This window comes from Chitinophaga sp. H8, assembly GCF_040567655.1.
Taxonomy (GTDB): domain Bacteria; phylum Bacteroidota; class Bacteroidia; order Chitinophagales; family Chitinophagaceae; genus Chitinophaga; species Chitinophaga defluvii.
The window spans coordinates 232345-249399 of record NZ_JBEXAC010000002.1; the positions used below are offsets into that span (position 1 = coordinate 232345).

Sequence of the window (17055 nt, forward strand, 5' to 3'; positions counted from 1 at the left end):
AGTAGGTTTTGTTAGTGAGTCACTGCAATTAGTTAACCGCTAGGAACATGACCCAGGAAAGCTAACAGCTAAAGGCTAATAGCTAACGGCTAAATTTCAAATGCTGTACCGCAGTATTTCCTACCTCGTCGGTAACAGTTAATTTCAGGTTATGACTGCCTGGAGGACAGTGTTCATCAAAAGTGTAAGTAAGTACGTTGCCTCTGCGAACAAACATGAGCCATTTACCATCCAGCTCTGCGCGATAACTTTTGATACCGCTGGCATCGCTCATAGAAAAAGCAATTTTACCGCCTTTACCACCGGATATCACACCAATTTTAGGCGCTACGGTATCCAGTTCCAGGTGGAAATCTCCAAAGTCGCGGAAGCTGCCCTTGTACCAGCCATCTTCCAGCACAGTAGCAGATACGCCTGATCCGCCGGCACCTTCCCGCACCATCACCACCTTATGTTCCAGCCCCAGCGGTACTAAACGGTTGGTTTTGATCCGCGGATTATAGGTATTATGTACAGGTACCAATGCGGTATGCAGCCGGAAGGTATTAGACAAGGCTTTGGGATTTTTACTGGGTAGTTCGAGGTAGTTAAAACAAATCCGGTCGTATAATGCCTGCTCTTCCAGGAAAAACTCTACCTGGTTGTTTTCGAAAATATTTCTTGAATCCGGATACATGGTATTGGCGCAGACCTTTTCAGAGGTTTCCCCTGCTTGTTGCTGTAAGCCGAATTTTACGGTAGACGTATTACCATAAGCATCCTTTACCAGTAGTTTTATCTGGTGCACCGCTCCGTCAGACAGGTTCAGGATCCCATCTCCTTTCAGATCATGATATACATCCAGTTTATTACCAGGCAGGGCAAATACCAGTTGCAGGTAAGGGCCGCCGCTTTTCTTTACTTTATAATCAATATGTGCATTCAGATAACGTGTTTCATCATACCCGATATCATCCAGCTGAAAGCCAATGCTGGGCACATCATTATCCAGCAATACCACTTCATAGATACCATTGGCATTGGCAGAATTGCTCATGCGGTCTATCGCCTGGACGGCCACCCCTACTTCGCTTGCTCTTATCTTCACTACCGGCTGTGCAGGTACGTACTGGCCATTGACCAGCTTTACCGGCAGCATAATAGGTTGCTGTTCATACAGGCTTTTGCTGCGGTCGTACAAGGCTACCCGGTATACTTCCGGTGCACGTTTATCCGGCACGTCAAAACCAAACAGTAATGGGTTTAATGGCTTTTCAGTAGCTGTATTCCTGATTTCCAGATGCAGGTGCGGGCCACCGGATCCACCGGTATTACCACTCCAGGCTACAAACTCTCCTTTCTTTACAGGAAACATTCCTTCAGGTATTTCCAGACTGGTAGCCCAGCTTTCCTGTTCATACTGTTTTTGCTTTACGTACTTTTCCAGCTGCGGATAAAAGCGGTTCAGGTGCGCATAAACAGTCGTATACCCATTAGGGTGAGTAATGTATAATGCGTTTCCAAATCCGGTATGCGAAACGCCTACCCTGCTCACATAACCATCTGCTACCGCATGCACTTCCAGGTTTTCGCGTTGCTGCGTTTTAATGTCAATACCGGAATGAAAATGGTTAGGCCGTAATTCTCCAAAATTACCAGCCAGTTCTATTGGTACATTCAGGGGATTCCTGAAATAACCTTTTGGATAATCTTTATTGGGTAAGTATTGCGCCTGTAACAACTGGGGTATCAGGCAGATAAGGCCAAGCATTCTCTTCATGGTGCAAATGTAAGCATTGTTCAGCCCTCACCAAACCACTCCTCATATATATACTTTTTTAAAAAAGGGTTGCAGGGCCATCAACAAACTATTAACTTAGTACATATAACGATTTCGTATAAACACTTGTACTATTTATCCTGACAAATGCTGATGCAGATCGAGAACACTAAAAAATACCAATGATTATGAGTCATCCTGTTCATGAAATTATGAGTATAAGCCCTTACTATGCCAGCAAACTACAGGCACAGGGTATTGATACTTTACAGCAGTTAGCAGCAGCAGCCGGCACGGAAGCAGACAGAGCTTTACTGATCACCGCTACGGGCATACCGGAAAGTTTAATCCTGAAATGGATGCATCACACCGCGCTACTTGATATCAGCGGTATGGACGACCAGCTGGCAGAACTACTGGAAACAGCCGGCGTATACACCGTATCACAATTAAATACCCAGGACCCTGCCAACCTGTACAGCCGTATCCAGCTGATCAATGACCTCCGCCATGTAAGCAATCACGTTCCTTCCCTCCCCGAACTTACCCACATGATCACGGAAAGCAGGCAACAGGCAGTCATTCCAGGATAACAGTATGGCCGTTTCACTTTTTTGACCTTACTTTGGTGCTCCTAAATGCCCGCTACTGACATGTCTATAGCTGTACAACAACTGAGTAAAATATATGGTGAGCAAAAAGCCGTAGATGCGCTTTCTTTTGAGCTGAACAAAGGGGAAATAGTAGGGTTCCTGGGGCCTAACGGCGCCGGCAAGTCTACTACCATGAAAATGATTACCGGCTTTTTACCTCCCAGCAGCGGACAGGCCAGCGTTTGTGGCTACAACGTGGTTACACATTCCCTGGAAGTACGTAAACGGGTAGGCTATTTACCGGAAGCCAACCCTTTGTACCACGATATGTACGTACGGGAATTCCTGGAATTTATCGCTGCCGTACATGAGCTGGGGCGCGCCGGCAAACAGCGGATCGATGAAATGATCGATCTCACCGGTTTACGGCCCGAAAGCGCCAAAAAGATAGGCGCCCTGTCAAAGGGGTACAAACAGCGCGTAGGCCTGGCACAGGCCCTGCTCCACAATCCCGAAGTACTGATCCTGGATGAACCCACTTCCGGCCTGGATCCTAATCAGCTGGCCGATATACGCCAGGTAATCAAAGACCTGGGCAACAACAAAACGGTGATCCTGTCTACCCATATCATGCAGGAAGTGGAAGCCCTTTGCAGCCGGGTAATCATTATCAACAAAGGAAAGATCATTGCCGACGATCAACTGGCCCGTTTACAACAAAGTGGCGCCGGCAATGGTTATATTCAGGTTACTTTTGGCGAACCAGTCACCGCTGCCGAACTGGAACAAATTGAAGGAATATCACGTGTGATGCAGCAGGAAGGCCATACCTGGCAGCTATTTACCTCCCGGATCGAAGAGGTACGTAAAAACCTCCTGCAATTTGCTTTGATAAATAACCGGAACATCCTTTCTTTGCAGAGCAATTCGCAGCGTCTGGAAGACATTTTCCGGGAACTGACGAAATAGTTGGCAGTGCGCTGCGGGTAGAATTGCCAACAATTTAACACTAACGATTTAAAACAATAATTCACCATGAGTATCATTTCAGAGATCCATGCAAGGCAGATTTTAGACAGCCGTGGCAATCCTACTATTGAAGTAGATGTAACTACAGAAGATGGTCATTTCGGACGGGCAGCAGTTCCATCCGGTGCATCTACCGGCAAGCACGAAGCCGTAGAACTCCGGGATAATGACAAGAGCGTATACATGGGGAAAGGTGTATTACAGGCAGTTAACAACGTAAATGAAATCATTGCCGAAGAACTGATAGGCTGGGATGTAACCGACCAGGCTGGTATTGATAAAATGCTGATCGAACTGGATGGTACTCCCAATAAAGCAAAACTGGGTGCCAATGCTACGCTTGCAGTAAGTATGGCGGTTGCCAAAGCTGCTGCCGACGAGTGCAATATGCCGCTTTACCGCTACCTGGGTGGTGTAAATGCACTGACCCTGCCTATTCCTTTAATGAACATCATCAATGGTGGCGTACACGCAGACAATAAAATTGATTTCCAGGAATTTATGATCGTTCCGGTAGGTGCTTCCACCTTTTCTGAAGGCTTACGCTGGGGCGTGGAAATATTCCACCACCTGAAATCTGTACTGAAGAAAAAAGGTTACAGCACCAACGTAGGTGATGAAGGTGGTTTTGCGCCTGAAATTCAGAGCAATGAAGAAGCCATCGAAACTGTACTCGCAGCGATTGAAGCAGCAGGTTACAAACCAGGCGAACAGGTAGGTATTGCCCTGGATGCTGCCAGCAGCGAAATGTTTAACGATGCAGACAAAACTTACAAATTCTACAAGAGCTCTCAGAAAGTGCTGAGCAGCGATGAAATGGTGGCTTTCTGGGCTGAATGGTGCAATAAATACCCTATCGTATCTATCGAAGATGGTATGGCGGAAGATGATTGGGATGGCTGGAAAAAACTGACCACCGCTGTAGGTGCTAAAGTACAGCTGGTTGGAGATGACCTGTTTGTTACCAACGTACTGCGCCTGAAACAAGGTATTGACCAGGAAATCGGTAACAGTATCCTGATCAAGGTAAACCAGATCGGTACCGTTACTGAAACCATCGACGCGGTGAACATGGCCCACAAAGCCGGTTACACTTCCATCATGAGCCACCGCTCCGGCGAAACAGAAGATACCACTATCGCCGACCTGGCAGTAGCACTGAATTGCGGACAGATCAAAACCGGTTCTGCTTCCCGTACAGACAGAATGGCTAAATACAACCAATTGCTCCGCATCGAAGAACAGCTGGGCGATTGCGCTATTTATCCGAAAAATTCTGTTAAATTTGGTAAGAAATAAGCGCTTTTCACGTTATAATAGTGAGCAACCATTCCGGGTACTGTCTATGACAGTATCCGGAATTTCTGAAAACCGAGCCAATGTCAGCATTAAAGTCCATTTCACTTCCAGGCATACTCCGAAACAAATATTTCGTAGCAGCCCTGGCTTTTGTGGTATGGCTCGTTTTTCTGGACAGAAATAACCTCCTTTCCCAGTACCAGCTCCAGACTGAAGTCAATAAGCTGGAAACCCAGAAAAATTTCTATCAAACCGAAATCTCACAAACCCGGGAAGAACAACAGGAATTACTCTCCAGCCCCGAAAAATTAGAGAAATTTGCCAGGGAAAAGTACCTCATGAAAAAAGATAATGAGGACCTTTTCATCATCACTACAGCCCCTCCAAAGGAATAAGCTCCCCCTATTTGCCGGTTATAAAAAATTAGCTTAAATTAACAATACTTTCTGTCTGTATGCCGTTATATGGTTGTAAATTAATTAATTGTATTAAAAATAATTTGCATGAGCAATTTTACACCACTTTTACCAATTACCTTATATCCTGTTCCTGATAGCAAACTCTCCACCAAATATTTACAGGAAGACCCTGCATTTTCACTGGAAGAACTGGCTGGTATAGCACAAGCTAAAAAAGCCTTAACTACCATCACCTATTCACCAAGAGCTGCTACCTTACAGGCAATATTTGATTATGCAGCAGGAGAAAATACCTATAACTCCTTATCTGCGGATAACAGTAACTGGTAACATCATCACCACCTATTTTGACTGGCTGCCAGTTGCGCTTTGCACCCGGCTAAAAAATCATCCCTGCACCACGGCTGTGGTACAGCGCTATACCTTACACATCTGTTGGCCTGTGTCCCCCTGCTCCGTTTTTATTATCTTTACATCATGACCAAAAAAGAGCGTTTCGCCTTTGTACTCAAGTACTTCGAAACACATGTACCTAATGCGGAAACCGAACTGATTTATGATAATCCTTATCAGCTCCTGGTGGCGGTTATCCTCTCCGCGCAATGCACAGACAAAAGGGTAAACCTGACCACACCGGCTATTTTTGAAAAATACCCTACCGTAGAGACCCTGAGCCATGCTACGTTTGATGAACTCTTTCCACTGATCCGCAGTATCAGCTACCCTAACAATAAAACCAAACACCTCATTGGCATGGCCCAAAAGGTAATGGAAGAATTTAACGGGGAAATTCCGGCTACCGTAAAGGAACTGATCACCCTGCCAGGGGTGGGGCGTAAAACGGCTAATGTGATCACCTCTGTGGTACATCAGCAACCCAACATGGCAGTGGATACACACGTATTCCGGGTGTCTGCACGGATAGGACTCACTACCAATGCTACCACTCCCCTGCAAACAGAATTACAGCTCCTGAAATATATCCCGGAAGAGCAGGTCCATATCGCTCATCACTGGCTGATCCTGCATGGCCGTTATATCTGTGTGGCACGAAGCCCCAAATGCGGGGAATGCGGGCTGAGACCGGCATGCAAATACTATCACCAGTTAATAAAAGAAGCTTAAACGTTCATCCGGCCCTCTGTTGACCACCCCCGATAATTTTCGTACCTTAATCTGTCAAAGAAACCAATAGATTCAATCAACAAATCATCAGACTGTTATGAAATTTAGCGTAAGAGTACAATTATCCTTCATGATGTTCCTCGAGTTTTTTATCTGGGGAGCATGGTTTGTAACATTAGGCACCTTTGTGCTTAAAAGCTTACAAAATACCAACGATACACAGGTGGGCATGGCCTTCCTGACACAATCCATCGGTGCTATCATTGCACCATTTATCGTAGGACTGATAGCAGACCGCTTTTTTGCGGCTCAGCTGATACTGGGTGTAATCCACATTGCAGGAGCAATACTACTGTGGGTAGCTTCTTCTACGGTAGACTTCTCTACTTTTTATCCTGTTTTACTGGTATACATGATCCTGTTTATGCCTACCCTGGCGCTGGTCAACTCCGTATCTTTCCGGCAGATGAAAGATCCCAGTAAAGAGTTTCCTACCATCCGGGTGTTTGGCACGGCCGGCTGGATCATTGCCGGCCTCACCATTGGCTGGCTGGGATGGGAAAAAAGCGGCTCCCTGGAAATGACTTTTAAAATGGCTGCGGGCGCTTCTGCCCTGTTAGGCTTATTCAGTTTTACCCTTCCCTCCACGCCACCTGTAAAGAGAGATACCAAAGTATCAGTAAGCGAAATCCTCGGACTGGATGCGATCCGCTTATTGAAAAACCGATCTTACCTGCTGTTCTTTGTATCATCTATCGCAATTTGTATTCCCTTAGCATTCTACTATAACTTCACTAATCCCTACCTGAACGAAATAGGTATGACTGCTGCTGCGGGCAAACAATCTATGGGGCAGATGTCTGAATTGCTGTTCATGTTGCTGATGCCGCTATTCTTTGTACGCCTGGGTGTTAAAAAGATGCTGGGACTGGGTATGCTGGCATGGGTGATACGTTATGCATTGTTTGCCTACGGCAATGTAGATGCCAACTACTGGATGCTTATTGGTGGTATCGTATTACACGGTATTTGCTACGATTTCTTTTTTGTGACCGGACAAATCTATACCGATAACCTGGCAGGTGAAAAATTCAAAAGTGCTGCACAAGGAATGGTGACCCTCGCTACCTATGGCGTGGGTATGCTGATCGGCTCTATTATTTCCGGCCCTATCGTAGAAGCTTTTAAAACTGCAGATGGCGGACATGACTGGCAATCGATCTGGCTGATCCCTGCCGGTATCGCATTGGTTGTTTTGCTCCTGTTCCTGTTGTTGTTTAAGGAAAAAAAAGCTGTTAGTCATTGATGTGGATGGAAACTAATTGTTAACTTTTTGCATTGGGCAATTGAGGCAGGTAAAAGCAACATCCTTTTTATTATCTTAACAGACACGTACAATAAGCATAATGCTAAACACCAGCAAAAGCCAACAACTAAAAACATACAATAGCTAAAAGCTAACCACTAATAGCTTAACAAAACATAATTACTAACAGCTAGTAGCTAAAAGCTAACAGCTAAAAAAAATTCTATGGCAAAAATTGCAATGCTTGGCTCGGGATTCATCGGGCGCTTTTATGCAGACTCTCTGCAAGGACAAAGGAGCAGAGATAAAATTGTAAGTATTTATTCCCGCCGGGAAGAAAGTGCCGTGAAATTTGCAGCCGACTACCAGGTGCCACATTGGACACTGGACATGGAGGAGGCCATCGCACATCCGGAAGTGGAAGTAGTATGTGTATCCCTGCCTAATAATCTGCATGAGGCAGCAGTCAACTTATGTTGTAAACACAAAAAGGCAGTGATCTGTACCAAACCCCTGGGCCGTAATGCCGCAGAAGCCAAACGTATGCTGGAAGCGGTAGAAAAGGCAGGTATTTTCCATGGTTACCTGGAAGACCTGGTATATACACCTAAGCTCATCAAAGCGCTCGAAAGCGTTAAAAATGGGGCATTAGGACGTATCCTCTGGGCTAAATCACGCGAAACACACCCTGGCCCGCACAGTGAATGGTTCTGGGATAAAGAACAGGCCGGCGGTGGCTGTATGCTGGACCTTGGCTGTCATTGCGTGGAAATAGGACGCAGCTTCATCGGAAAAGATATCAAACCAATAGAAGTAATGTGCTGGGCTGATACCCAGGTAAAACCCATTGATGCAGAAGACCATGCTATTGGTTTGGTGAAATATGAAAATGGCGCTATCGGCCAGTTTGAGGTGAGCTGGACTTTCCGGGGTGGCCTGGATTTACGTGATGAAGTAATGGGTACGGAAGGTACTATCTGGCTCAACAGCTTTTTACGTACCGGCTTTGATATGTTTACCACCGGCAAAGGCGCCGACTATGTAGCAGAAAAGGCAGAGAGCAACACCGGCTGGCTGTTTCCTGTAGGTGATGAACTCAATGAACTGGGTTATAATCACATGTTTACCGACATGTTTAATGCCATGGAAAGTGGTAAAGCTCCCAGGGAAACATTTTATGATGGATATGTCGTGAATGCAATACTGGATGCTGCTTATGTGAGTGCCAAAAGTAAAAAATGGGAACCTGTCAATCTCGAAATCTGGCGGGGCCAGGAAGGGGTAGGTGATGGCAAAACCTTAACAGATTTTGATGCCGACTTCTACCTGGTAAAAGAAGAAATGACGCACTTCGGTGCTAAAAAATTGATCCTGAAAGATAAAAAAAGCGGACAGATCATCGAAAGAACCATTTCCTGATCCCACTGATATAATAAGGGCTGATGAGTAAATATCGCTTGCTGTTAAAAAGATAGTTAAGCGGTTCTGCTCATCAGTCTTTTTTATCTGTTAACTTACCCGCACAATAAGTGCTTTGCCCAGCTGATGACTAACTTCCACTTCCACCAGGGTGCCGTTTTCATATTTATAAATATTCTTTTTCCCCTCAGGCAGCACCAGCTCATAATGTCCTTTACCAATTGACCGGATAGGCAGAAAACGCCCCAGGGTTTCTGAAAAGATCCGGCTTACCTGCTTCGGCTCTGCAAAATATAGTTCGGCCACACAATCCGTGATTTCGGTATTATTCAACACTGATCTGGTACCATCTACCACCACCTTATAATCATTCCCCTCCCTGAGCACCGTAGTTTCCCTGGATTCCCCATTCTTGCCGCTCTGGCGCCCTGATTTTGCCTGCACCAGTACATCCCCCTTATACTCATTCAGGATGTCCAGATTTACCTTGGAAAGCAATGATTGTACACGGGTGGTAATAGTGATGCTCTTCGCAGCACCGTTCGTTTTGCGTTGGGCGGCAATGGTACCGATAGTTTGATTGGCAAAACGTAATTCAAAGTTGTAGGATTGCGCCCAAACAATGGGGGTACCCGCAATGACTATCACTATGCTGAACAATACGCGAAAAAGGCATCTTATCATAATCGGGCTTAAACTTCTTATTACAACGTAAATAGTGCAATTGCAATTACCTGAAAATACAAAAAATCCCGCCCGGAGGCAGGATTTTATAATTTTTTAACATATATCGTTCCTTATTATGCAAGCATCTCACGGATCCTTACTACCAATTCACTCTTGGTAATAGGTACGCCCATGATCTTATGATATCCCTGTGCATCAATCAGATACTGATCACGGATAATGCGGATCAGCTGTCCGTTATTGATTTCAGGGATCAACACCTTATCATAGCTGTGCAGGATATCTCCCAGATTCTTAGGGAAAGGGCGAAGGTGACGGAGATGGGCATGTGCCACTTCATGGCCTTCTTCCAGCAATTCCAGCACGGCACTTTTAATAGATCCAAAAGTAGAGCCCCATCCCAATACCAGTACTTTACCTTTTTCAGGGCCCAGTTCAATCTTTTGCAGAGGGATATGGTCCGCTATTTTATCTACTTTTTCCTGGCGGATCTTAACCATGAGCTGGTGATTTTCTGCATCATAGCTCACATTACCGGTGATGTTTTGCTTTTCAAGCCCGCCAATACGGTGTTCCAGTCCAGGTGTACCAGGTATTGCCCAGGGGCGTACCAGGTTTTCATCCCGGTGATAAGGTAAGAAGGTTTCTTCTCCTTCTTCCAGTCCCTTTTTGAATTTCACTTCAATAGCTGGTAAGTCGGCGCTCTTAGGGAATCTCCAGGGTTCAGAACCATTGGCAATATAACCATCGCTCAGGAAGATCACCGGTGTCATGTGCTGTACGGCAATCCTGAAGGCATCAAATATGCCGTTGAAGCAATCAGCAGGGGTGGCTGCCGCAACGATCGGCATCGGGCATTCTCCGTTACGGCCGTAATAAGCCTGCAACAAATCCGACTGTTCCGTTTTGGTAGGTAATCCCGTAGAAGGGCCTCCACGCTGAATATTAATGATCAGCAGCGGTATTTCCAGCATTACTGCCAGCCCCATGGCTTCCCCTTTCAGGGCCATACCAGGGCCGGAAGTGGTGGTTACACCCATATGCCCACCATAAGAAGCGCCAATCGCCGAGCTAATGCCCGCAATTTCGTCTTCTGCCTGGAAAGTACGGATACCGAAGTTTTTATATTTACTCAGGTCATGCAGGATGTCTGATGCCGGTGTAATAGGATAAGTACCCAGAAAAATAGGTAGGTTCGCTTTTTGGGAAGCTGCCACCAGCCCATAAGAAAGGGCTGTATTTCCGGTAATGCTGCGGTAAGTACCCGGTTCCATACGGGCTTTCTCCACACGGAAACGCGTGGTAAACGCCTCTACCGTATCTCCGAAGTTATAACCGGCACGCAGGGTACGGAGGTTACTTTCCAGTATCTCCGGTTTTTTACCAAACTTCTCCACGAGGAAAGTTTCCGTGTTCTCCATGTTACGGTCGTACAGCCAGTACAGGAAGCCCAATACAAACATGTTCTTGGCACGGTCTTTCTCCTTCATACCCATGTTAATATCCTTCAGCGCTTCCCGGGTCATTTTTGTAACGTCCATGGTATGTAGCTGATAATCAGCCAGTGATCCATCTTCCAAAGGATTTACGCCTTCGGGATAATTGGCCAGCCGCAGGTTCTTGGCATCAAAGCCGTCTGTATTGGCAATAATGATCCCTCCTTTTTTCAGCCCTTTCATATTCACTTTCAGTGCTGCCGCATTCATGGCTACCAGCACATCACAGGCATCGCCTGGTGTGAAAATACGGTTGGAAGAAAAATGCAGCTGGAAGCCGCTCACGCCTGGCAAGGTGCCTATCGGGGCACGTATTTCGGCCGGAAAGTCCGGGAAAGTACTCAGGTCATTTCCTATTAATGCGGTATTATTTGAAAACTGACTACCGGTCAACTGCATGCCATCTCCACTATCCCCGGCAAATTTTATAACAACATCTTCTATCTGTTGTATCGTAGTATTAGCCATTGCTCATCCATTTAAGACTGTAAATTTAGCAATTCGCCAGGAAGTAATGTTACTCGTAAGCGGAATAATACTAATTACACCACAAAAGTACACAAACTTAGTAGACTTTATAGCCCGCTGGCACTTGTCCATATTGATATTTGGTTATACCACATAACCAAAAGTTATGACCCAACTGATTAAAACGCGGCCCAGCACGCTTTAACAAAACTTTCACCGATTTAGTTGTATTTTTATCCCGCAATAAAAACATATTTTATATGGCAATTTTTGAATCGAATAACCCTGTACTGAAACAAAAAACCTTTGAAGAAGCTTCCCGTATACACGATGGCGGAGTAATGACCATCGGAGGTACCGTAAATAAAGTAGCTTTTTTACTGCTGATGGTAATGGCTGCTGCAGTTTATTCCTGGGGACTGTTTTCCAAAGGTGAAAATGTAACACCTTTTATGATAGGTGGTGCTATTGGTGGTTTTATACTCGCACTGGTCATTATATTTAAGAAAGAATGGGCACCATACCTGGCTCCGGCCTATGCTCTGGCAGAAGGTTTATTCCTGGGTGCTATCTCCGCTTACTATGGCAGCCTGTATGAAGGTATTGTATTGCAGGCGGTAGGACTTACTTTTGGTACCTTCCTGGCTATGCTGGCATTGTATAAGTTCCAGGTGATCCGTGCTACTGAAAAATTCAGGGCCATTATTATCACTGCTACTGCCGGTATCGCTATATTTTATTTAATTGCGATGGTCCTGCGTATGTTTAATATCAATATTCCTTTCCTTCATGAAGGCAGCACCTTTGGTATTATATTCTCCTTTGTGGTGGTAGGTATCGCAGCGCTGAACCTGATCCTGGATTTTGACATGATCGAAAACGGTGCGGCACAGGGAGCTCCCAAATACTTCGAATGGTTTGCAGGTTTTGGCCTCCTCGTTACCCTGGTATGGTTATACCTGGAAATACTCCGTTTGCTGGCCAAACTGAACAGAAGATAACCGTCGTCATAAAACGATATAATGGGGCTGTATCAATGCTGATACGGCCCTTTTTAGTATACAGCATCTTGCATTAAGTCTGCCTATCCATTATATTTGTTGCTAATCATTTTTGTTAATCATTTTAAAACCCTTTTATCCCGCTCAACTATGAAAGCATGTTTTGCCCTATTAGTAACACTACTAACGTCCTTTGTCAGCCTTAATACATTTGCTGCACCAGCTCCACCGGATACGGCCATTCATATGGTAGCTCCGCAGGAAAAGATGCCCAACCTGATGGTGAAAAATAATGCGCTTATCAGCCCCCTGGCCTATAACACAGGAGATTGGACTTATATGGGTTATACTCAGGAATGGGTAGCTCCCTATCGCCCCTATTACTACAAGCTTTTGCAGCTAAATGATCCGGCGCACCGGTATTCAAGTATCATAGAGCTATCCATTGAGGGCGATCCTAATTATTTTAATCATCAAAGTACCTATCGCATTCGGGTGGATAAAGTACCTGGTACTACTACCCGTTTTGACGGTATGGAAATAAAATGTATTTCCGGCAATGCCCGTGGTGCAACCTTCTTTGTTTATAATGACGCTTTATGGGTATCTTCCAATTATTTATGGGGATATGTATTTTATCGTACTATCGCCGATTTCCATGATAGCCCAATGGTTACAGCGCCATACACCCCTAGTCTTGTACGTCCCGTCAGTGCGCTCGTTATCACAACAGATTATGGCCTTAAATGCGACTTCGATAATAACCAGTTTTACAAACTACCCTACCACGATGTACAGGGTAATGCCTATTTTGATAGTAACGTAGGTATTGGTACTAATGATACCAAAGGTTATAAACTGGCAGTGAATGGTGCGGGAATTTTTACGAAAATAAAAGTAAAAGAATTTGGTGCCTGGCCGGATTTTGTATTTGAACCCACCTACCGGCTACCTTCTCTACAGGAAGTAGAACAATATATTACCACGAATAAACATCTTCCTGATATGCCCACTGCTGCTACGGTAGCACAGGAAGGATTAGATCTGGGAGAAATGAACAGGAAACTGTTACAGAAAGTAGAAGAACTTACGTTATACCTGATTGAAGGCAACAAAAAAAATGAAGCATTGGAGCGCCAGCTCATAGCCAACGAAAAGAAAAATACTGCATTGGAAAACAGGCTGGAGATATTGGAAAAACAACAGCAAAAAAGATAACAATCTCAGGTAGCAGATGAGTTGCTACGAATCTGTTTACGATAAAAAAGGCTGCTGGTTTTCAGCAGTCTTTTTTTATTCAATAAAATACAGCCGCACACGGCCAATTACACTCAAGCCCTTATTGTTAAAGCTTTTCTAAAGAAATGTTAAACCAATTGATCTGAAAAAAAAGTGGCACCGGTGGCATGGTAATTGCAAAATTACCATTGAACCTGTTAGCAGTCCTTTACTATAAAAATGGAAACACCGCAGGAATTGCTGACCTATATTATTACCATATTTTTTATTGTTGAACCATTTAAAACTTTTAGCCATGAAAAACTTAAAATTAACAATGATAGCACTTGCCACTGTAGCATTTGGCACCTTTTCATTTAAAGGTATTGACGGTGGATCTATTACAGGTAAAGTAACACCTGCTGATGCTGCTACAGAAGCCTGGGCTATCCAGGGAACAGATACACTAAAAACAGCCGTATCTGATGGCGCTTTCACTTTTCAGGATGCCAAAGCAGGCTCCTACACCGTAATGGTAGCTGCAAAAACACCATTTAAACCAGCAGTACTGAACGATGTAAAAGTGGAAGACGGGAAAGCAACTGATCTTGGTGAGATCAAGCTATCTGAATAAACATTTGCAATAGTTGGTTTTCATAGGGGTTAATCAAAAAGCCGGTTCCATACTTCTGTATGGCCGGCTTCTTTTTTTATGCTACTTATAGGGGTAGGGCTTCAAAATACCGTCATAGTACTAAACACGATGTAAAATGAGATACCCCTTCCTCAAAAATGACATAAAAAAACAAGTGGTGGTAACATACACCAGCCTGAGTATTAGCTGGTTATTACTGATGATTGCCATATTCAGCTTTATCTTGTCCGGCTGCAGGCGGGATACGATCGTTGGTTCCGGGCATGTTATTACAGAAGAACGTCCTATTGATCCTTTCTCCGAAGTAACTGTTGATGGTTCATTCGATATACAACTGACGCAAGACGGTAACCAGCCCCTTAAAATTGAGGCAGAAGACAATGTAATGCGGGTAGTAGAAACCTACGTAAGCGGCAATACCCTGCGGATAAAAATAAAAGACCATACTAATCTCCGCCGTTATAAAACAATACAGGTATATGTTCACAGCGCTGCTTTTAACCGGGTTATTTTCTCCGGAAGCGGCTCACTCAATACAACGGATACCATACGGGCCAGCAAGTTTACCTACGAGCTGAATGGCAGCGCTTCTGCTAATCTGACCCTGAATGCCGACCAGATAGCAACCATTATTAACGGATCCGGTAATATGCGTTTTAAAGGCAAAGCCAATAGTTATAATAGTGAAATTAACGGTAGCGGCGATATCAATGGACTGGATCTGCTTACCCATAATGCTTCTCTCACTGTGCATGGCTCCGGGGATCAAAGCATCAGTGTTGATACCCAACTGGATGTGAATATTTATGGCAGCGGTAATGTACAGTACAAAGGCAATCCCGGCAAGGTCAATTCCAATGTACAAGGCTCCGGTAAAGTAATTAAACGCTGATCATTCATTTCTGACTGTCACACATGCTAACAATTAAAAACACATCTCCTGTTATCGACGATGGCACACATACACCCAATAGTGTGAAAAGCTATTTTTGTACTATGCCGGAAAATACCAGGTTACATGAACTGTTAGCCGAAAATGAACAGGCATTTATAGAAGCTTTGTTCAAGGCCTATTTCCCTATGGTATGCAAAACCATTTACAGGCTGGTACAGGATGCTCCTGTTGCAGAAGACCTGGCACAGGAACTGTTTATTAAAATATGGAATAAACGTAACAGCCTGCAGGATATTTATTTCAAAGCCTATCTCCATAAGTCTGCTATTAATATGGCCCTGGATTACCTGGATAAAACCAGGCGAAAAGGGCAGCATACGCCCCTGGATGAAACAATGGTATTGGTGCAATCCGCACATTCCGGACAAAACATCCAGCAAACTAAAATACATATTCAGGAGGCTATTAACCGCCTGCCGGAAAAATGCAGGGAAATATTCATCCTCAGCCGGTATGAAGAAATGTCTTATCGCGAAATTGCAGACACCTTAAATATTTCTGTCAAAACAGTAGAAAACCAGGTGATCACCGCACTGAAAAAATTACGGGTTTCGCTGCAGGAATATCTGCAGGCATATCTGCTGGTGATAGCGACACCACTTTACCCTTTATTTTTAAACTTTTAATGGAATGCATCATATGATTGACCAGATAGATACGCTCATTGCCCGCTCCATTGAAAACACCATCACTCCTGCAGAACAGGCGCAGCTGGATAACTGGCTGCAGGAAGATGTGGCCAACCGGCAATATTTTGAAACACTGAAAAACACCTGGTTGTTTGCCGGCAAATCCAATCCGAATTATACGCCTGATACCATCCACAACTGGGAGCGTTTTCAGCAACGGGTGGCCGAACAAGGTACTACCCCACAGCCCCGCTTTGTAATCACTTACCGCAACATTTTCAGGGTGGCGGCAGCGCTTATTGTTCTGGCTGGGGCTACGCTGCTGTACCTGCTTTTCTTTACGCAATATGATACTACTGTTCTCACCGCAGTGGGAGAGAAAAAACAAATAACCCTACCAGATGGTACCGCAGTATTTATGAACCAGGGAAGCAGTATAGAATATGCGCCGGGGTTTTCCGGTGCAGAAAGAACAGTACGTTTACAGGGGGAAGCCTTCTTTGAAGTAACGCAGCAGGCGGCCAAACCATTTGTAGTACTTACCTCCATCTCTAAAACAAAGGTGCTGGGTACCTCTTTTGATATAAAGGCATATGATGGACAGGCGGTAGAAATAGCGGTATTAAGCGGGAAAGTAGCTTTCTCTGACAAAAAAGGGAAGGAGTCTCCCGTTACGCTGGCTACCGGTCATAAAGCTATTTTACAGTCCGGCCAGAATATCCGGCAGATTCCAATAGCAGACCCTAACTTTATGGCCTGGAAAGAAAACAGGCTACTTTTCCAGGATACCCCATTGTCAACCGTAATAGGTACCCTGGAAAGCTATTTCAACGTGGATATCACGGTCATTACCCCGGAAGTTTTAACGTACAAATACACAGGCAGTTTTGATGCACCCCGGCTGGAAGAAACATTAAACGCTATCTGTACATCGGCAAACCTTACCTGGACAAAAGAAAAAGACCAATATAAAATAAGTACGAAAATACCGTAATAA

The 17055-nt window shown here is 44.7% G+C and carries 17 protein-coding genes; 14 read left to right on the forward strand and 3 right to left on the reverse strand.

The features are described 5' to 3' along the window. Window positions 1-82 precede the first annotated feature (82 nt). Window positions 83-1759: a peptidoglycan DD-metalloendopeptidase family protein gene (locus ABR189_RS14680; RefSeq protein WP_354661271.1), complete on the reverse strand. Its 1677-nt coding sequence runs from the start codon at window positions 1757-1759 to the stop codon at window positions 83-85. A gap of 188 nt (window positions 1760-1947) precedes the next feature. On the opposite strand from ABR189_RS14680, the gene ABR189_RS14685 reads away from it, so the two are divergent. The 8 genes from ABR189_RS14685 to ABR189_RS14720 all read left to right on the forward strand — a co-directional run bounded on the left by ABR189_RS14685 (window position 1948) and on the right by ABR189_RS14720 (window position 8949). Next, window positions 1948-2352: a DUF4332 domain-containing protein gene (locus tag ABR189_RS14685; protein ID WP_354661272.1), complete on the forward strand. Its 405-nt coding sequence runs from the start codon at window positions 1948-1950 to the stop codon at window positions 2350-2352. A gap of 60 nt (window positions 2353-2412) precedes the next feature. Then, on the forward strand, window positions 2413-3321 hold the full coding sequence (gene gldA, locus ABR189_RS14690) for a gliding motility-associated ABC transporter ATP-binding subunit GldA (RefSeq protein WP_354661273.1): 909 nt from the start codon (window positions 2413-2415) through the stop codon (window positions 3319-3321). Window positions 3322-3387: 66 nt separating this feature from the next. After that, complete coding sequence (gene eno, locus ABR189_RS14695) at window positions 3388-4680, forward strand: phosphopyruvate hydratase (RefSeq protein ID WP_354661274.1); 1293 nt, start codon at window positions 3388-3390, stop codon at window positions 4678-4680. 80 nt (window positions 4681-4760) lie between these two features. Then, on the forward strand, window positions 4761-5075 hold the full coding sequence (locus ABR189_RS14700; RefSeq protein WP_354661275.1) for an FtsB family cell division protein: 315 nt from the start codon (window positions 4761-4763) through the stop codon (window positions 5073-5075). Between the two features lie 108 nt (window positions 5076-5183). Further along, entirely contained in the window at window positions 5184-5429 is a 246-nt protein-coding gene (locus ABR189_RS14705) for a hypothetical protein (RefSeq protein WP_354661276.1), read from the forward strand. Window positions 5430-5576: 147 nt separating this feature from the next. After that, a complete protein-coding gene (nth, locus tag ABR189_RS14710; RefSeq protein ID WP_354661277.1) occupies window positions 5577-6224 on the forward strand; it encodes an endonuclease III in 648 nt (215 codons plus the stop codon). A 97-nt stretch (window positions 6225-6321) separates the two neighbouring features. After that, complete coding sequence (locus ABR189_RS14715) at window positions 6322-7530, forward strand: nucleoside permease (RefSeq protein ID WP_354661278.1); 1209 nt, start codon at window positions 6322-6324, stop codon at window positions 7528-7530. Window positions 7531-7755: 225 nt separating this feature from the next. Next, window positions 7756-8949: a Gfo/Idh/MocA family protein gene (locus tag ABR189_RS14720; RefSeq protein ID WP_354661279.1), complete on the forward strand. Its 1194-nt coding sequence runs from the start codon at window positions 7756-7758 to the stop codon at window positions 8947-8949. A 90-nt stretch (window positions 8950-9039) separates the two neighbouring features. Here the strand turns inward: ABR189_RS14720 and ABR189_RS14725 are convergent, their stop codons facing one another. Beyond that, window positions 9040-9633 carry a DUF6134 family protein gene (locus tag ABR189_RS14725; protein WP_354661280.1) on the reverse strand — a complete coding sequence of 198 codons (594 nt, stop codon included), beginning with the start codon at window positions 9631-9633 and terminating at the stop codon, window positions 9040-9042. 116 nt (window positions 9634-9749) lie between these two features. Continuing rightward, complete coding sequence (locus ABR189_RS14730) at window positions 9750-11600, reverse strand: 2-oxoacid:acceptor oxidoreductase subunit alpha (protein WP_354661281.1); 1851 nt, start codon at window positions 11598-11600, stop codon at window positions 9750-9752. 260 nt (window positions 11601-11860) lie between these two features. Here ABR189_RS14730 and ABR189_RS14735 point away from each other — a divergent pair, with 260 nt between their 5' ends. The 6 genes from ABR189_RS14735 to ABR189_RS14760 all read left to right on the forward strand — a co-directional run bounded on the left by ABR189_RS14735 (window position 11861) and on the right by ABR189_RS14760 (window position 17052). After that, window positions 11861-12601, forward strand: a complete 741-nt coding sequence (locus ABR189_RS14735) for a Bax inhibitor-1/YccA family protein (RefSeq protein WP_354661282.1) — start codon at window positions 11861-11863, stop codon at window positions 12599-12601. Between the two features lie 150 nt (window positions 12602-12751). After that, a complete protein-coding gene (locus ABR189_RS14740) occupies window positions 12752-13819 on the forward strand; it encodes a hypothetical protein (protein ID WP_354661283.1) in 1068 nt (355 codons plus the stop codon). 316 nt (window positions 13820-14135) lie between these two features. After that, a complete protein-coding gene (locus ABR189_RS14745) occupies window positions 14136-14453 on the forward strand; it encodes a carboxypeptidase-like regulatory domain-containing protein (RefSeq protein ID WP_354661284.1) in 318 nt (105 codons plus the stop codon). A gap of 136 nt (window positions 14454-14589) precedes the next feature. Next, window positions 14590-15366 (forward strand): head GIN domain-containing protein, encoded by a 777-nt coding sequence (locus ABR189_RS14750; protein WP_354661285.1) that lies wholly within the window; start codon window positions 14590-14592, stop codon window positions 15364-15366. Window positions 15367-15389: 23 nt separating this feature from the next. Beyond that, window positions 15390-16055, forward strand: coding sequence for an RNA polymerase sigma factor (locus ABR189_RS14755; protein ID WP_354661286.1), 666 nt, complete (start codon window positions 15390-15392; stop codon window positions 16053-16055). Between the two features lie 4 nt (window positions 16056-16059). Next, window positions 16060-17052 (forward strand): FecR family protein, encoded by a 993-nt coding sequence (locus ABR189_RS14760; RefSeq protein WP_354661287.1) that lies wholly within the window; start codon window positions 16060-16062, stop codon window positions 17050-17052. Window positions 17053-17055 lie beyond the last annotated feature (3 nt).

Coding starts and splice junctions, on each gene's coding strand:
- ABR189_RS14750 (WP_354661285.1), top strand. CDS start 14,590: ATGAGATACCCCTTCCTCAAAAATGACATAAAAAAACAAGTGGTGGTA.
- ABR189_RS14760 (WP_354661287.1), top strand. CDS start 16,060: ATGCATCATATGATTGACCAGATAGATACGCTCATTGCCCGCTCCATT.
- ABR189_RS14745 (WP_354661284.1), top strand. CDS start 14,136: ATGAAAAACTTAAAATTAACAATGATAGCACTTGCCACTGTAGCATTT.
- ABR189_RS14680 (WP_354661271.1), bottom strand. CDS start 1,759: ATGAAGAGAATGCTTGGCCTTATCTGCCTGATACCCCAGTTGTTACAG.
- ABR189_RS14730 (WP_354661281.1), bottom strand. CDS start 11,600: ATGGCTAATACTACGATACAACAGATAGAAGATGTTGTTATAAAATTT.
- ABR189_RS14715 (WP_354661278.1), top strand. CDS start 6,322: ATGAAATTTAGCGTAAGAGTACAATTATCCTTCATGATGTTCCTCGAG.
- ABR189_RS14735 (WP_354661282.1), top strand. CDS start 11,861: ATGGCAATTTTTGAATCGAATAACCCTGTACTGAAACAAAAAACCTTT.
- ABR189_RS14720 (WP_354661279.1), top strand. CDS start 7,756: ATGGCAAAAATTGCAATGCTTGGCTCGGGATTCATCGGGCGCTTTTAT.
- ABR189_RS14705 (WP_354661276.1), top strand. CDS start 5,184: ATGAGCAATTTTACACCACTTTTACCAATTACCTTATATCCTGTTCCT.
- ABR189_RS14700 (WP_354661275.1), top strand. CDS start 4,761: ATGTCAGCATTAAAGTCCATTTCACTTCCAGGCATACTCCGAAACAAA.
- nth (WP_354661277.1), top strand. CDS start 5,577: ATGACCAAAAAAGAGCGTTTCGCCTTTGTACTCAAGTACTTCGAAACA.
- ABR189_RS14685 (WP_354661272.1), top strand. CDS start 1,948: ATGAGTCATCCTGTTCATGAAATTATGAGTATAAGCCCTTACTATGCC.
- ABR189_RS14740 (WP_354661283.1), top strand. CDS start 12,752: ATGAAAGCATGTTTTGCCCTATTAGTAACACTACTAACGTCCTTTGTC.
- gldA (WP_354661273.1), top strand. CDS start 2,413: ATGTCTATAGCTGTACAACAACTGAGTAAAATATATGGTGAGCAAAAA.
- eno (WP_354661274.1), top strand. CDS start 3,388: ATGAGTATCATTTCAGAGATCCATGCAAGGCAGATTTTAGACAGCCGT.
- ABR189_RS14725 (WP_354661280.1), bottom strand. CDS start 9,633: ATGATAAGATGCCTTTTTCGCGTATTGTTCAGCATAGTGATAGTCATT.
- ABR189_RS14755 (WP_354661286.1), top strand. CDS start 15,390: ATGCTAACAATTAAAAACACATCTCCTGTTATCGACGATGGCACACAT.